This window comes from Bacillus sp. CH140a_4T (assembly GCF_008923725.1).
Lineage (GTDB): Bacteria > Bacillota > Bacilli > Bacillales > Bacillaceae_G > Bacillus_A.
This window is the reverse complement of sequence record NZ_WBPF01000016.1, coordinates 281,496-295,142: the sequence shown is the minus strand read 5'-3', so window position 1 is coordinate 295,142 and position 13,647 is coordinate 281,496. Positions and strand designations below refer to the sequence as shown.

General features: G+C 35.2%; 16 protein-coding genes. 4 read left to right on the top strand and 12 right to left on the bottom strand.

Features of this window, described 5'->3' with window-relative positions; translation table 11 throughout:
* Nucleotides 1-53: 53 nt before the first annotated feature.
* The 8 genes from F8162_RS16975 to F8162_RS16945 form a co-directional block, all read right to left on the bottom strand.
* Nucleotides 54-350: a protoporphyrinogen oxidase gene (locus tag F8162_RS16975; RefSeq protein WP_151631387.1), complete on the bottom strand. Its 297-nt coding sequence runs from the start codon at nt 348-350 to the stop codon at nt 54-56.
* A gap of 250 nt (nt 351-600) precedes the next feature.
* Nucleotides 601-1,590 carry a hypothetical protein gene (locus F8162_RS16970; RefSeq protein ID WP_151631388.1) on the bottom strand — a complete coding sequence of 330 codons (990 nt, stop codon included), beginning with the start codon at nt 1,588-1,590 and terminating at the stop codon, nt 601-603.
* Nucleotides 1,591-2,589: 999 nt separating this feature from the next.
* Entirely contained in the window at nt 2,590-4,182 is a 1,593-nt protein-coding gene (locus F8162_RS16965) for an S-layer homology domain-containing protein (RefSeq protein ID WP_151631389.1), read from the bottom strand.
* A 311-nt stretch (nt 4,183-4,493) separates the two neighbouring features.
* Entirely contained in the window at nt 4,494-4,685 is a 192-nt protein-coding gene (locus F8162_RS16960; RefSeq protein WP_151631390.1) for a hypothetical protein, read from the bottom strand.
* A 461-nt stretch (nt 4,686-5,146) separates the two neighbouring features.
* Nucleotides 5,147-6,586 carry a PH domain-containing protein gene (locus F8162_RS16955; RefSeq protein ID WP_151631391.1) on the bottom strand — a complete coding sequence of 480 codons (1,440 nt, stop codon included), beginning with the start codon at nt 6,584-6,586 and terminating at the stop codon, nt 5,147-5,149.
* The gene (locus tag F8162_RS16950) at nt 6,579-7,055 is read right to left on the bottom strand and encodes a PH domain-containing protein (protein ID WP_064473826.1); all 477 of its coding nucleotides are present in this window, start codon (nt 7,053-7,055) and stop codon (nt 6,579-6,581) included. Before F8162_RS16950 ends, F8162_RS16955 begins: the two co-directional genes overlap by 8 nt.
* Nucleotides 7,056-7,134: 79 nt before the next feature.
* Nucleotides 7,135-7,302 carry a hypothetical protein gene (locus F8162_RS28770; protein ID WP_063222392.1) on the bottom strand — a complete coding sequence of 56 codons (168 nt, stop codon included), beginning with the start codon at nt 7,300-7,302 and terminating at the stop codon, nt 7,135-7,137.
* A 2-nt stretch (nt 7,303-7,304) separates the two neighbouring features.
* Nucleotides 7,305-7,886: a TetR/AcrR family transcriptional regulator gene (locus tag F8162_RS16945; RefSeq protein WP_151631392.1), complete on the bottom strand. Its 582-nt coding sequence runs from the start codon at nt 7,884-7,886 to the stop codon at nt 7,305-7,307.
* Between the two features lie 156 nt (nt 7,887-8,042).
* On the opposite strand from F8162_RS16945, the gene yjcZ reads away from it, so the two are divergent.
* Nucleotides 8,043-8,186 (top strand): sporulation protein YjcZ, encoded by a 144-nt coding sequence (yjcZ, locus tag F8162_RS16940; protein ID WP_151631780.1) that lies wholly within the window; start codon nt 8,043-8,045, stop codon nt 8,184-8,186.
* A gap of 38 nt (nt 8,187-8,224) precedes the next feature.
* Here the strand turns inward: yjcZ and ecsC are convergent, their stop codons facing one another.
* From ecsC to ecsA, 3 genes are read right to left on the bottom strand one after another with little or no spacing between them, the layout of a single operon-like run.
* Nucleotides 8,225-8,932 (bottom strand): ecs operon protein EcsC, encoded by a 708-nt coding sequence (ecsC, locus tag F8162_RS16935; protein WP_151631393.1) that lies wholly within the window; start codon nt 8,930-8,932, stop codon nt 8,225-8,227.
* Nucleotides 8,933-8,945: 13 nt separating this feature from the next.
* Complete coding sequence (gene ecsB, locus F8162_RS16930; RefSeq protein ID WP_151631394.1) at nt 8,946-10,157, bottom strand: ABC transporter permease EcsB; 1,212 nt, start codon at nt 10,155-10,157, stop codon at nt 8,946-8,948.
* Nucleotides 10,150-10,893, bottom strand: a complete 744-nt coding sequence (gene ecsA, locus F8162_RS16925; RefSeq protein ID WP_001292603.1) for an ABC transporter ATP-binding protein EcsA — start codon at nt 10,891-10,893, stop codon at nt 10,150-10,152. Before ecsA ends, ecsB begins: the two co-directional genes overlap by 8 nt.
* A gap of 560 nt (nt 10,894-11,453) precedes the next feature.
* Between ecsA and F8162_RS16920 the strand changes: the two genes are divergently transcribed.
* The 3 genes from F8162_RS16920 to F8162_RS16910 all read left to right on the top strand — a co-directional run bounded on the left by F8162_RS16920 (nt 11,454) and on the right by F8162_RS16910 (nt 13,292).
* Entirely contained in the window at nt 11,454-11,888 is a 435-nt protein-coding gene (locus F8162_RS16920) for an HIT family protein (protein ID WP_001016840.1), read from the top strand.
* Between the two features lie 185 nt (nt 11,889-12,073).
* On the top strand, nt 12,074-12,436 hold the full coding sequence (locus F8162_RS16915; RefSeq protein ID WP_000030296.1) for a YtxH domain-containing protein: 363 nt from the start codon (nt 12,074-12,076) through the stop codon (nt 12,434-12,436).
* Nucleotides 12,437-12,734: 298 nt separating this feature from the next.
* A complete protein-coding gene (locus tag F8162_RS16910; RefSeq protein ID WP_000834920.1) occupies nt 12,735-13,292 on the top strand; it encodes an HTH-type transcriptional regulator Hpr in 558 nt (185 codons plus the stop codon).
* 5 nt (nt 13,293-13,297) lie between these two features.
* Here the strand turns inward: F8162_RS16910 and F8162_RS16905 are convergent, their stop codons facing one another.
* Nucleotides 13,298-13,633: a DUF1878 family protein gene (locus F8162_RS16905; RefSeq protein WP_151631395.1), complete on the bottom strand. Its 336-nt coding sequence runs from the start codon at nt 13,631-13,633 to the stop codon at nt 13,298-13,300.
* Nucleotides 13,634-13,647: the final 14 nt, after the last annotated feature.

The window sequence follows — 13,647 nt, the reverse complement described above, 5'->3', positions numbered from 1 at the left end:
TTTATTAATTATATATTAGTTGGTATATACAGTTTTGTAAAATTATAGTTTCTTTACATCGTATCCATCATTTCTTTAAAATTCCCTTCATTAATCGAATACACTTGAAACTGAATGTAATCTATTTCATTCGTATTCGGATGAGCATATGGCAAAATAGTGAATTTAGAAGCTGATCTTCCTAACATATCTACAATCATTAAAGAAACGTCAATATACTCGAAGTCTACACGAAACACTACTTCTTCCCCCGTAAACTCATAATCTTTAATCGCATCATACGACTTATTCGCACTAATTAGCATCACTTTTAATAGTTGGTTTAAATTTTCTGGTTTAAAATTAATCATATACGCAGCTCCTTTTTTCAATAAAACACTATGAAAACAGTGTAATCTTATTATTTCATAGCTTTACACATCAATAATATAAAAAATAAAGCTAGTTTTTTATAAATTTTTTGATATAATTACTTACGGGAAACGGGAAGATATTTATTTTCCCTTGTGTTTTTATTTGCATCTAGTACTTTTGCTAGATGCCTTTTTTTATGCTAAAAAAGGTACCCTCAAATACTTTGAGGATACCTTTTTCATCGATTTAGTGCATTTCAATAATTGTACCGTCTTCGAATACTTTGAATACGCCAGTAAATCCTGGTCCACCTGCACCTTCTATTTTATATGTCGTATGCACTCTTATTTGATAATATTTCTTTCCATTCTCTACTTGCGTATTTTCTAGCGTGTAATCATAGTCTTCTTTATATTCATTTTTGATATATGCTTTCGCTTTCTCAAAAGTAAATGCATCTTGAGTCTTTCCTGTCTCTACTTTTTGGTTCTTTTCTGCTTCTACCTTTTGATTCTGGTCAGTCTCAGTTTTTTGGTTCTTTTCTGTTACTGCCTTTTGATTTTTTTCTGCCTCAGTTTTTTCGTTCTTTTCTGCTACTACCTTTTGATTTTTTTCTGCCTCAGTTTTTTGAGTCTTTTCTGTTGCTACCTTTTGATTCGTTACTACATTTGTTTTTTGTGCTTTCGCTGCTTCACTCTTTGCAGTTTTTTCTTCTTCATTCATTTTAGTAACTAATCCTACCGCTTTTTTATTATATTCTTCAAGATTCTTGTTATCTTTTGTTTCTGCAACTAGCTTATTTAAGATTTCTTTCGCTTCTGCGTAATTTTTCTTACTTATTAACTCTTCACTTTTCGTCAGTTGCTCACTATACTTCTTGTTTTGCTCTAAGATGGCTAGTAATGCTGTGCGTTCTTCCTTTGCCTGTTTTACAAGCGTAGCATTTCCATTCTTCATGTTCTCTACTTTTTCAAATGAATTGATTGATTCTTCTATCTTTGTTTCCTCTTTTAACTTCACTGCTTCAATCATTACTTTCGTTTGTTCTACAAGCATCTTTGCATCTGAATCGTCTTTTTTCTCATCTAGCGCTTTTTCAAATGATGATAAGGCATTTTTATATTCTTTATTCGTTAACGCGGTCTTCCCTTCATCCATTGCTTTGTCAAAATTTCCATTACTACATCCAGCTAACATTAAAAACGTAAGTCCAATTACCATTAATAACTTTTTCATTTTTTCTCCTCCTATATATCCCTAAAACGATAAAGTGAAACTTTAATCAGTGGGGCTTTTTGTTTCTCTCCCACTGATTATTAGTTGAACCAATCGGGCCTTTACGGGCAGTTGATCCCCCCACCTAACTTCTTTGCTTTCGCTGAATTTTGAGGTGGGGGGCTTACTGACCGTTAATGCGTGGTAACAGCATATGTATAAAAGTCTGTGTAGTAATTAGACTGAAAATAAAGATGTACTTTGTGTGTGGGAAAGGAAGTACATTTCATTTACTCTCATTACTTAAAACTCCTAAATAGTTGGTAGTTGGTTTTCTTCTTCTTTTAAAGACAGAAAGGAATTTTAATCATGTGCGTAAAGCTCTCACCAGGCTCTTTACTACACACACTCTTATACACATAGAAAAACTCTTTTTAGGTTGCTATTTTTTTAACTTTACATATTATCGGTCGTTTTGCTACGAACCTCATTTTGTAACATACCGAAAAACAAAAGAAAACAACTCGTAACATAAGTTACGTTTTGTAACTCTTCTGTAACATAAATGTAACATAAGGTTTTTAAATATACAATAGTTTTTTTACATTATTTTCCCCCGTCTATATTTTCAGGCAACAATCCGGTTCCAATCCTTAATGTAAATAAGGATTCTTCATAAAAGCATACAAATATCTCTCCTCATTATCATCAAGTTGAAAAATAAACAGTACTCTGAAACAAAAATCCCTTACGCTAAGCAAAGCGAAATAAAAAAGCCAACTTCTTTACATGAAAAGAAATTGACCTTTTATTTTATTCACTTTAATCCCTATATATTAAAAAATTTATTCATTAGTCTCAAAAAAACTACAAACAACCGTTTATGAAACCTTCCTAACGTATCGTAAATCCAAGTTTTTAATGAAATAATCCATTAGCGTTTGAGATTAACAAAAAAGCCTACTAATGAAAGTAGACTTTAAATAATGCCGTATACATTATATTTTTTAGAGTATCAAATTAATAATTTGTCAGTTCATTTTCAGGAGTTTGAATAATAACAGGATTTTTCCCTGGATCAATCCATCTTAAAATATCAATAACATTTTGTTTATCTACACCTGTACACCCTTCTGTCCATGAAGTAGAGACATGGAAGAAGATTGCGCTTCCTTTGTATGGTGTACGTGATTCGGTATTATAATTAATGACGAATCCATAATCATACGCCGGGATATACATATTTTCAGCTGATTTCCATCTACCTCTTACTGGCTTTTCTTGCAGCGTATTATAGTATGGGGATTTAGAATCATCTACCCATACATGATTTGGTGTTAAATTAATAAAGGGTAGTTTCGTACCAGGATTTCCTTGTCTACCGAACGCTGAACCAATTGTGTATTTTCCTCTAGGCGAACTCATACCACTTTCACTCATCTCAACTGCAAAACCTTTTTTCCCAATATATCCATTTATATTCTTTTGCTCTCTCCATTTCCCATTTGAATTTTCAAATGTACGAATTTGAGCTTGATTCGTATTGTAGCCTTTTGTTGTAACTAAAATAACTTGTTGATTATTTTGGATCGTTTTTAAGTTATCAATAACTGTTCGAGATTCATTCGTATTCATCCATTGTAGACCAGCACCAGTTCTTATACGCAACCACGTACCTCTTTCTTCCACTACTGTTACCATTTGCGGTGTATATTTTAACAGTACATTCGCTGAGTCTGCTGGATAATCATATGTGAAAAAGTCTCTATTAATATGAATTCTTTTCTCGTTTAATAAAATCCATTTAAACCCTTGATATGTATTGATTTTAACCCAGCCATCTCCTCTTTCTTCATACACTGTTACAGTTTGCGGTGTACATTCAAAAGCGATTCCTGAAGATAATGAAGCATCGTGATAAGCAAAGAAAGATTTGGACATTTGAATTTGTTTACGCTTAAACTCTTTATCTTTTGAAGTATCTGTTCGAGCGACTAAACTTACAGTTTCAGCACGAGTAATCGTTTGATCAGGCTTCCAATTATCATTACCGTATCCACTTGAAATACTTAATTCAACCAAAATATTTACATGTTTCTCACTCCAGTGCCCTTTTAAGTCTGTAAATACTGTTGGAGGATTCCCTGTCACTTTCTCTTGCAACTTGTATGCATTTACTAACATAGAAGCCATCGCGCCTCTCGTTAGCTTTCCATTCGGATTGAATTTCCCGTTCCCATCCCCTTTAATAACACCCGCTTTTTCTATAGCGGCAATATATGGAGCTGCCCAGTTCCTTTTGGAGTCCTCAAAAGTAGGCGTTGCCGATTGATCGACAGGAAGGTTCAATATTTTCGCCATCATTGTTGCGGCTGCACCTCTATCTATCTCTAAATTTGGCGAAAACGTACCATCAGGCATACCTGATAATACATTTTTATTTATAAGATAATCTACTGATGGCTTTACCCAGCCCGGAACATCAGGAAAACTACTTGGAGCTGCTTGTGCTTCATTTTTATTTACATTTTCTATTTCAGCTAAAGAACTTGAAGAAATAGAAAGAAATCCTACCGCAATCATACCTATCACTGCTATTTTTATAAGCTTCATATTTATCTATATTTCCCTCTTCTTGATTAAACTAAATCGTAGTACCCCGAGTTTTTGTGATTCACTTCACAAAAACTATCATAATTACAAATCCACAAATCTTAATTATAACCTTCTATCCTAAATATTCCAATAGATAGTTTAAAAGGAATAAATTTATTAACTGTAATAATCTACCTCTTATACGTCTAGTTATATCAGCAGCGAAATAAATAAGAGAACCAATTTTATACTTTCATAACTTTACACATCCAGCATATAAAAAATATAGAAGGCGTTTGTTGAAAACCGCCTTCTATGCCTTACTACTTTTACGTTATAGGTGCAATTGCATTAATTTTATTTGCTAAAACGAAAAATACACTACCATTAAAGCTAATCTGAACTGTGTTTCTATTAAAACCTAAGAAAATACCCTCTGTAATAGCTTGAGAGTTTAATTGGAATAGAATATTTGTACCAGGAGACAATGTTTTTAAAATTGCTAACGTTTGATTGTTCATATTGGCATACCTCCTTTCTTTTTATTTATACTATAATATTCAAATTTTCTTAAAATGATAGGATTAAATTACTAGAAATAGCATATTTTTTAATATTTTTAGATATAGCAGCACATCGCTATCAAGCGACATTTAATTTCAGGTGAGAGTTTTTCTTTTTTCTAAAAATAAATTGTAGAATATTTAAAGATTTTCATACCAAATAAACTCTATTAAATTCAGCTACATGAATGTAATATGAAAGATTTCTGATATATTTATAATTGCAAAATAGTGGATATTATTAAATTTAAGATGGTCCAAGTCGATGAAAGGCACCTTAGGGTGTCTTTTTACCACAATACATCTAGTGACCATGAGATGTTGAAGTTACTACATTCCAAACAGGGTACACAAAGTGTAAACTACTAGTTTCTCTATAACAAAAGGCCTGCCTTTCATAATAGGCAAGCCTTTTCATATTAACCCTCACTTAATTCCTTCTTATACCAACCCTGCATTCTCTCCGCATCTTCTACTCTCGTATGCTCTAATTTGTAATTCGATGATGCATTAGAGAACTTATACGTACATAAATTTGCACGGCGCTGAAAATATGATTGTGTCTTTTCCATTGATTGAACGTGCCTTCTTCTAACAAGCCCTGTATATTTTCCGACGCTGCGATATACAAGCATAATTTGCTCTCCGTTTACACTGTAACCATTTGTTTTAAATGTTGCGTATCCAAGTGTAAAGATGAGGATCACGAGCGGAATTAATGCCCACATGATGAAGTGCTTTTCAAAGTAAATACTTATTCCAATAAGCGGAATTGCTAACATAGCGAAAAAGATGAAACTATCAATGAGATAGCGGCGCAATGCTGCTTTTGGTAATGAAATAATGTTTGTATTCAGTTCGTATGGTAATTGTAAATGTGCGAGTAACTGTTGTACGCGATCTTTTCGAATGATTGGGTGCAGTGTAACTTTTTCTTTCTCGTCACCCAGTCCTTTACCTTGAATAACTTCTACTTGCACAGCGCAATAACCGAATGGCTGACGTAAAATACTTTCTTTTATCGTAATACCTTGAATACGATGCAATTTTAGCACGAGTTCTTTTTTCTCAAGTAATCCTTGCGAAATGCGGACTTCGTCATTCCTTCGATTCACCGTGAAATCTCCATGTTTTAGCGCATAACCGATTGTCGATATAATCCACGAAAGGACGATCAAAATGGCTACCATGAAAATCCAGCCATATATATCATGTTCCATTACATACGACTTTACGCTATTCTCTATCCATTTCGGAATGTACTCATCTACTTGATGATACACGAAAAAGATTAATGAGAATAATAGTCCAAACTGACCAGATGTAACAGAGGCTAGCACAATTTCTTTCCAAGTTAATTTATATTCAGTCGCTTGCTTTTCCTCTGTTACGATTTCTTTTGCTACTACTTCTTCTGATGTTTCTTCTGCCTTCACTTCTGGAGTTGGATCATTTAGCATTGCAATAAGCTCTGTTGCCTCTTCTACTGTAATACCAGCTAAGCTAACTTCTGCATCATCGCCCCCACCAGCTGTTTCAATTTGAATTTTCTTTAAGCCAAACATTTGATATAACACGTTAGAACTTGTATTAATCGTTTGCACACGTTCTTTATTTAAGTAGCTCTCCTTCTTCACAAAGAGCCCTTGTTTCACATGTAATACGTTATTTTCAACCCAATACGTTGTGTAATACCATTTTTCAAACGCTGAAAAGACGGTGAGTAAACCGAATGCAGCGGGAATTAAATACCAAAACGGGAACTTTCCGTTTAAACTAAACATGAAAATAATGAGTGGTATAAAGTCTGTTATTTTTAATTCTAATAACATCGTAATGGGATGCTGCCTCTTATACATCCTCATCACTCACTTTCGCTAATTCTGCGATTTTTGTTTTCAACATTTCTGCTTCATACATCGTTAAGCCTGGGATGCTGTGAGAAGTTGCCGCTGTTGAAATGTGTAATTCTGCTAAGCCATATTTTCTCATAATCGGACCTTGTTCAATCGTCACATGCTGCACACGAATCATCGGTACTAATACGCGCTTTACGACGAAAAGACCGTGCTGAATTTCAAGTTCTTCTTCATTTAGTTGATAGCTATAATAACGCTGACGAAGTTTCGGAAATACGAAGTACTCAAATGGTGCTAGTGCAACCGTTAACCCGATTAACACGTACAAAATCCACGCCCACCAATCAAACTTTATCATGAGGAAAAGGTAAGCTAAAATGACGAGAATACCAATCCCTTCTTCAATTACAGCACGAACTTTCCACACCTTGACCATGTCAGGATGAATTTCATTTTTCAATGGATCCATGTAACCACTCCAAATCTAGTAATCTAATATATGAATACTCTCAATCTATATTTTACATAACTTTACAGAAAATTGTAATTTAATTATCTTTCTTCTCAGGAATAAAATATCCGAACCAAAGTAACCAAATGAAACCGATTAACTTAAGCCAACTTCCATCCGCTTGAAAAGCTTCAATCATACCTGGGATTTTATAAATCCCAATGAATCCCAGAAAACCGAGCCACCAGTTTTTTTGCATTTTCACCTCTATTCCTCCTTCATGACGTTTTTCACATTTCGAATCCAAATTTCTTTATACTTTAACTCGAATCCCATTAACATGTAATTACTCATATTATCGATCACGAGCGCTAACGTATGAGCATTTTCTTCCGTTGCATGTTGTGACACAACGTCAAGTTCCACACCTTTCTTCAATAAATCGTGGAAACCATTTAAGAAATCTTCTTGTATTTCAAATAAGCGTTTCTGATACTTTTCATTTCGCGATGCAGTTACGATAAATTCATTTATAACGCGTAATATTCCTTCTTGCCCTTCATATTCAGAGAGCATATGTAAACCATCTGAAATTAACTTTTCTGCAAAGTTTTCTTTCATATATTGCTCTTTATCGAAATAACTCACGAAATGATACCCAGAAAAAATTTCTTCAAATAAAAAATCGACTAACGCTTCTTTAGAAGAAAAATGATAATAAATAGCCGGTTTTGAAATACCTACCTCTTTCGCAATCATGGAAAGGCTCATCTTCTCAATGCCGTGCTCTGCCATGAGTTTAAATGATGCCTCAACAATGTTTTGCGATGTTTGTAAATTCTTTGTCATACTGTACCTCACTTATTTTTACTTACCGGTCGGTAAATAAATTATAAAATGAAACGAAATGATTTGCAAGTTAGTTAGCGCTGTAAGAGGGATTTATTGGTAAATACAGAAAAGTATAAAGCAAAAGCAACATATAACAATAAGGAGGATATTCCTATGGGACTTGGCGGTAAAGGTGGTAACGGCGGCACTGGCGGCGGTGAAGCTGGACAAGATGGTAAGAGCGGATTTCCATTCATCATTGTACTCTTCATCGTATTGATTATTGCCAGAGTTAGCTATATCGGCATTAACTTCTAAAAAAAGCATCCTAAATCACAATTTAGGATGCTTTCTTTTTAATCCCTATTCAACAATCGCATACGATAACAGTTCATCGTCACTTCCCCGAGTCTTTGCAGTAGTTGATAATTCGCATATGCGCCGACTGGGGCACCGATTATTGGTACGAGCTGAAGCATTTTGGCTAAATCGATATAGTCTCGGTACTCTGTTTGGAACTTTTCCCAGTCCATATGATTTTCTTCTTCTGTGTCCCACGTTTCGATTGCTTTCCATATTTCTTTTCGGTGATCGTCACTTGAAAAGGCGAGTTGAAAGACGTGAAGGATAAAAAGGCGCTCTTCTTTTTCACTCGTATCAAATCCGTACAATGTTGCTGCATCGAATAAAAATTTAATTTTAATGCCGAGTAAAAGCGGAAAGTCAGCAAGGCCAAGGACAATACCGCCTGCTCCCGTCCCTGCTCCCTCTGCCGCTGCTATTTTTTTGTACTCATCCATTTTCTTACGTACTTCGTCGTCTCTTCTTTGCAATGACCAGTTCGTCTCTTTTAATTTCGGCTTTATAAAGTTTGATCCAGCACTAATCGTCTGCACCATCATCCGAATCGTTTCTGTTAATACTTTTTGCACTTTCGCCGGAATAAGCTGTTGTACTTTCGTCTGCACTTTCTTAGAGAACCGTGTCATCACAGAAGAATCTTTCATGAATGTAGCTTTCCACTGCTCCAATTCTTTTATAACCTTCTCTTCGTATGTAATCATAGGTTCATTCCCTTCAATTTAAACGCTCAATACGTTTCGCCCCGTATTGATAAACGAAACCGATACTAAATAGTATGCTTACGACTAATAAAATTCCCGTCATCATGAAATCTTTCGTCGCAAGGGCAAATATAACTGTAAATACAACGCTGCCAGTAAGAAGAATTGCATTTAATAAAGTAAGAAAATCTTTCTTCTTCTCTTCTCCCCCGACCGGATATAAATCAAGCCAAATCTTCATGCGGTGATGCTTCCATAAAGTTAATAGCTGATAACCGATTAAGTATAGGAAAATAAGGCTTACGATAAATCGTCCATATAAAAACGGAATGAAGTACAAAATAACTCCGCCAAGAGCAAGCAGACGCACATATAAACCGAAATAGTTACCAGATCGTAAAAACGTTCTCGTATATAAGTATAAATATGTACGCTTTTCACCAATCATTGAAAGAATGAAATCGAGCCATTTCCGGCGCGCTACTCTTTCTTTTAATGCAGGTACATCAACGAACATGTTCGCGATGCGGTACAGCAGCATCATCTTCTTACCTTCTTCAGAAATTAAATACTCCCAGTTTAGCGGCTTTCCCTTCACCATTTGATGCAGTACTACGAGGTATAACACCATGAGAAGGACGATTCCGCCAATAAACATAACGGAAGTACGCTCTACAAGGAAGTACACAAATAAGCCGTTTAAAATAAAACGAATGAACCAATCAGCTCTTTGTATATTTTGATCTGTTAAAAATGACTTTTCCCACGCGACGAATAAGTTCCACGCCTTTACAATGACAAACGCGAGTACAATCCATATGTAAGCCGCTCCTGTTTGCTTCATTTGCTGGAAGTATAACGGGGCAAGCGCTGCCGCTACGATTGCGATTATGTATAACTGAATCATAAACGTAAAAAGAAATGCCTTTGTGAAGTATGGTTTTAACTTTTGTTCAACTGGCAGTAAGTAAACGAGATCCGCTTCTTTTAATAACGTTTGGATTGATCCGGCCGTTAATACGAGTCCTAGCAACACTGCCATAACGAGCGCCGCCGGAAACGAAGGTGTTAACGTTTGTAACCATTGCTGGTAATAATACGCTCCTGCGCCGATGATAAATACAAAAATAAATTTCAAATGATCATTAAATACGTATTTACTGTATGTACGAACTTCTTTTAGAAAGTGACGAAATCGTTCTTTCCATAATGCTGTGCTATTCATAATCTTCTTCCTTCGTTAATGCAATATAAATATCATCTAACGTTGCACCTGGCATATTAAACTGTGATTGCAGCTCAGATAATGTTCCTTTCGCTCTTACTTCACCTTGATGAAGAATAATGAACGAATCACAATAACGCTCTGCCGTCGCTAAAATATGTGTACTCATTAAAATACCTGCACCACTCTTTTTCATTTGATCCATCATTTGAAGGAGTGATTGAATGGCTAACGGATCAAGCCCAACGAAAGGTTCGTCCACAATGTAAAGAGATGGCTCCACTAAAAACGCACTCATAATCATTACCTTTTGTTTCATCCCTTTTGAGAAATGAGACGGAAACCATTTTAAACGATTTTTCATGCGAAATTCTTGTAATAGTTGTCCTACACGTTCTTCATATTGTTTCTCATCAACACCGTACGCCATCGCTGTTAATTTCAAATGTTCTTCTAGCGTTAGCTCATCATATAATACTGGTGTTTCTGGGATGAACGAAAAACTAGAACGGTACGCTGTCATATCATCACGAATGGTTTTCCCATTAATTGTGACAGTTCCTTTTTTCGGTTCCATTAAACCGATAATATGTTTAATCGTCGTACTTTTACCCGCTCCATTTAAACCGATTAAGCCGACAAGTTCGCCTTTATTCACAGAGAACGAAACATCTTTTAGTACAGGTCGTTTCGTATACCCTCCTGTAACATTTTCTACACGCAATAACTCGCTCATACGACACCACTTTCTTCATTAGTATTCATTCTATATTCATCTTACCAAAAATAGCGCTGTACTACATAGTATCGATGCCCTCAAAAAAAATTTAAATTTGTTCGCATATATTTTTACGAAAGCGGACATCATAATTAGTGAAGAAGGAACACATTGAAAAAGCGACCACCAATTGATGAGTACAACAACATAGTGAAGTCATCATGAAATGGGGTGTCCATGTTGGACAAAGAAATTTACACATAACCAGATCATTTGTTTCATTTTAGAAACGGGGTGTCTCCGAAAGAGCATATACTGTTTTAAAAAATAAACAATTTCCTTTTATAAAAGATTGCAATTCATTTCACTTGAAAATGGGGTGTCTACGGCAGAAACTTTAGCCGATTTACCGTGCATTTCTTAAATAAATGAGGTGTCTGCGAAACGTAAATTACGATAATGCTTTTTCAATCCCTCTTCAGAAAACAGGAAGCTGAGTCAGCTTCCTGTTTTTCGTGTTTGTTCTCTTATGTAATTATGGTAAAATACGGCTAAGGCTACTTGAAAGGATGAGATCAATGAATCATACAGCGGACAATTGTATTTTTTGTAAAATTATTGACGGGCAAATCCCTTGCTCAAAAGTATACGAAGATGAACATGTGCTTGCATTTTTAGATATTAGTCAAGTAACAAAAGGACATACTCTTGTTATTCCAAAAGTTCACAAACAAGACATTTTTGCGTTAACGCCAGAAATCGCATCACACATTTTTTCTGTCGTTCCGAAAATCGCAAATGCGATTAAAGCAGAGTTTAATCCAGTTGGCTTTAACCTACTTAACAATAACGGTGAAAAAGCTGGACAAACTGTGTTCCACTTCCACCTTCATTTAATTCCACGCTACGGTGAAAACGATGGTTTCGGTGCTGTTTGGAAATCACATCAAAATGAATACACAATGGAAAATTTACAAAACATCGCAAGTACAATTGCAAATAGTGTGAAATAGTGACACTATAATAAGAAGTAATACATAACAAGCCACTTTCCTAAAGTGATTACATATTGCACGGCTTGTTTCTCCACTCAAGATGCCGGGGACTGTGCACTGCACACTTTTCTTCCCCTTGTCTTACAGATATGCATATGTTTTCACATCATGAATACGAACAAAAAATAAGGAGGTTTCCTTTTATGTCAAAAGCTAAATCCTTTATTACAGGTGTCATTTGCGGCGGAGCAGTTGCTGGACTAGCTGTTCTTTTCTCTACTCCTTCTTCTGGTAAAGCTATGCGCGGTAAGCTGAAAGAAAAAGGAACTGATATTAAAAAGACTTTAGCTGATATTACAGCTGATACAAAATTATTAAAACGTCAAATCGTTGAAACTGCTTCAGAAGGTAAAGAAGTGTTTCAAGAATTAAAAGACGATATGCAAGACACGCTTTCTAACTGGAAGCAAGACATTTCTCAAAACAAACGACATATTGAGAAAGAGATTTTGGACATTCAAAAATCAATTGAGAAACTACAAGAAGCTGTTCCGGAAAAAGCGTAATCAAATTCCTGCTTAGTTTTTTGCATATAACAAATATTTTTTATATAAATTGACCTTAACACGGCCTATCACATAGATATGCCGTGTTTTTATGCATTTACAATATATGTTATCACTTAACATGTATGGACAACGCATGTATTCACGACTCATAAAACGCTTCCATAGTTATGCATGATTTGTATAGAATGCCATTTTTCCGAAAAATTTTCACAATTCTCACAAAAAGACTTTATTAATTTTTACTTTACTGGCATAATAGATAGTAATGAAAAAGAATGTTAAAGTGGGTGAGTAAATGAAAAGTGGAGAAAAAGATTACTCGGTAAAAGAAGCGATGATTTTCAGCCAACGCATTGCTCAATTATCGAAAGCGTTATGGAAATGTGTAGAGAAAGATTGGCAACAGTGGATTAAGCCTTACGATTTAAACATTAATGAGCATCATATTTTGTCAATTGCTTATCATTTAAAAGGGGCTTCTATTTCTGAGATTGCTAAGTTTGGAGTTATGCACGTATCAACGGCGTTTAACTTCTCGAAAAAGCTGGAAGAACGCGGCTATCTTGTATTCTCGAAAAAAGAAGATGATAAACGAAATACGTACATTGAGATTACAGACAAAGGGGAAGAATTACTACTTCGCTTAATGGAGGAGTATGATCCTGAAAATAACTCTGTATTTAATGGGGCTCTTGCACTTCGTAATTTCTATGGTAAGTTCCCAGAAAATATCGAACTTATCGCTATCTTGCGCAACATTTACGGACAAGACTTCATCGATATTTTTGAGAAATCATTAGAGAATATTGAGGAGAACTTTACGGAATCCGATCAGAAGTTAGTTAAGAAGTAATCTATTTATTTTTTCGCAATCATGCTTAAGAATTCATTCATAAGCGGGTTAAATAAACCTTGTTTTGCTAGCGCTTCCGCAGTTTCGTGTACTTCGAGCTGATGTGGAAGCGCTTTTTCAAATTGATCTAACAGCGCATCGAACAAAAGAAGCCCTTCTGCTTTCTCCACTACATATTGCTCGTTCAGCATTTCACAAAGATGTAGTATACGTTCAACATCTTTTTTGCGAGCTTTTTTCTTTATGATTAAAGAATAAAATGGACACTTTTCTTCATCAATCATTTTAAATAGTAGGTCTACGTAGTATTCAGCTTGTTCTAATCTTCTAACAACGTCCATTTTCTCCCTCACTT

Coding starts and splice junctions, on each gene's coding strand:
- yjcZ (WP_151631780.1), top strand. CDS start 8,043: ATGGGACTTGGCGGTAAAGGTGGTAACGGCGGCACTGGCGGCGGTGAA.
- F8162_RS16970 (WP_151631388.1), bottom strand. CDS start 1,590: ATGAAAAAGTTATTAATGGTAATTGGACTTACGTTTTTAATGTTAGCT.
- F8162_RS16945 (WP_151631392.1), bottom strand. CDS start 7,886: ATGACAAAGAATTTACAAACATCGCAAAACATTGTTGAGGCATCATTT.
- F8162_RS16905 (WP_151631395.1), bottom strand. CDS start 13,633: ATGGACGTTGTTAGAAGATTAGAACAAGCTGAATACTACGTAGACCTA.
- F8162_RS16975 (WP_151631387.1), bottom strand. CDS start 350: ATGATTAATTTTAAACCAGAAAATTTAAACCAACTATTAAAAGTGATG.
- ecsB (WP_151631394.1), bottom strand. CDS start 10,157: ATGAATAGCACAGCATTATGGAAAGAACGATTTCGTCACTTTCTAAAA.
- F8162_RS16955 (WP_151631391.1), bottom strand. CDS start 6,586: ATGTATAAGAGGCAGCATCCCATTACGATGTTATTAGAATTAAAAATA.
- F8162_RS16910 (WP_000834920.1), top strand. CDS start 12,735: ATGAAAAGTGGAGAAAAAGATTACTCGGTAAAAGAAGCGATGATTTTC.
- F8162_RS16960 (WP_151631390.1), bottom strand. CDS start 4,685: ATGAACAATCAAACGTTAGCAATTTTAAAAACATTGTCTCCTGGTACA.
- F8162_RS16915 (WP_000030296.1), top strand. CDS start 12,074: ATGTCAAAAGCTAAATCCTTTATTACAGGTGTCATTTGCGGCGGAGCA.
- ecsA (WP_001292603.1), bottom strand. CDS start 10,893: ATGAGCGAGTTATTGCGTGTAGAAAATGTTACAGGAGGGTATACGAAA.
- F8162_RS16920 (WP_001016840.1), top strand. CDS start 11,454: ATGAATCATACAGCGGACAATTGTATTTTTTGTAAAATTATTGACGGG.
- F8162_RS16965 (WP_151631389.1), bottom strand. CDS start 4,182: ATGAAGCTTATAAAAATAGCAGTGATAGGTATGATTGCGGTAGGATTT.
- ecsC (WP_151631393.1), bottom strand. CDS start 8,932: ATGATTACATACGAAGAGAAGGTTATAAAAGAATTGGAGCAGTGGAAA.
- F8162_RS16950 (WP_064473826.1), bottom strand. CDS start 7,055: ATGGATCCATTGAAAAATGAAATTCATCCTGACATGGTCAAGGTGTGG.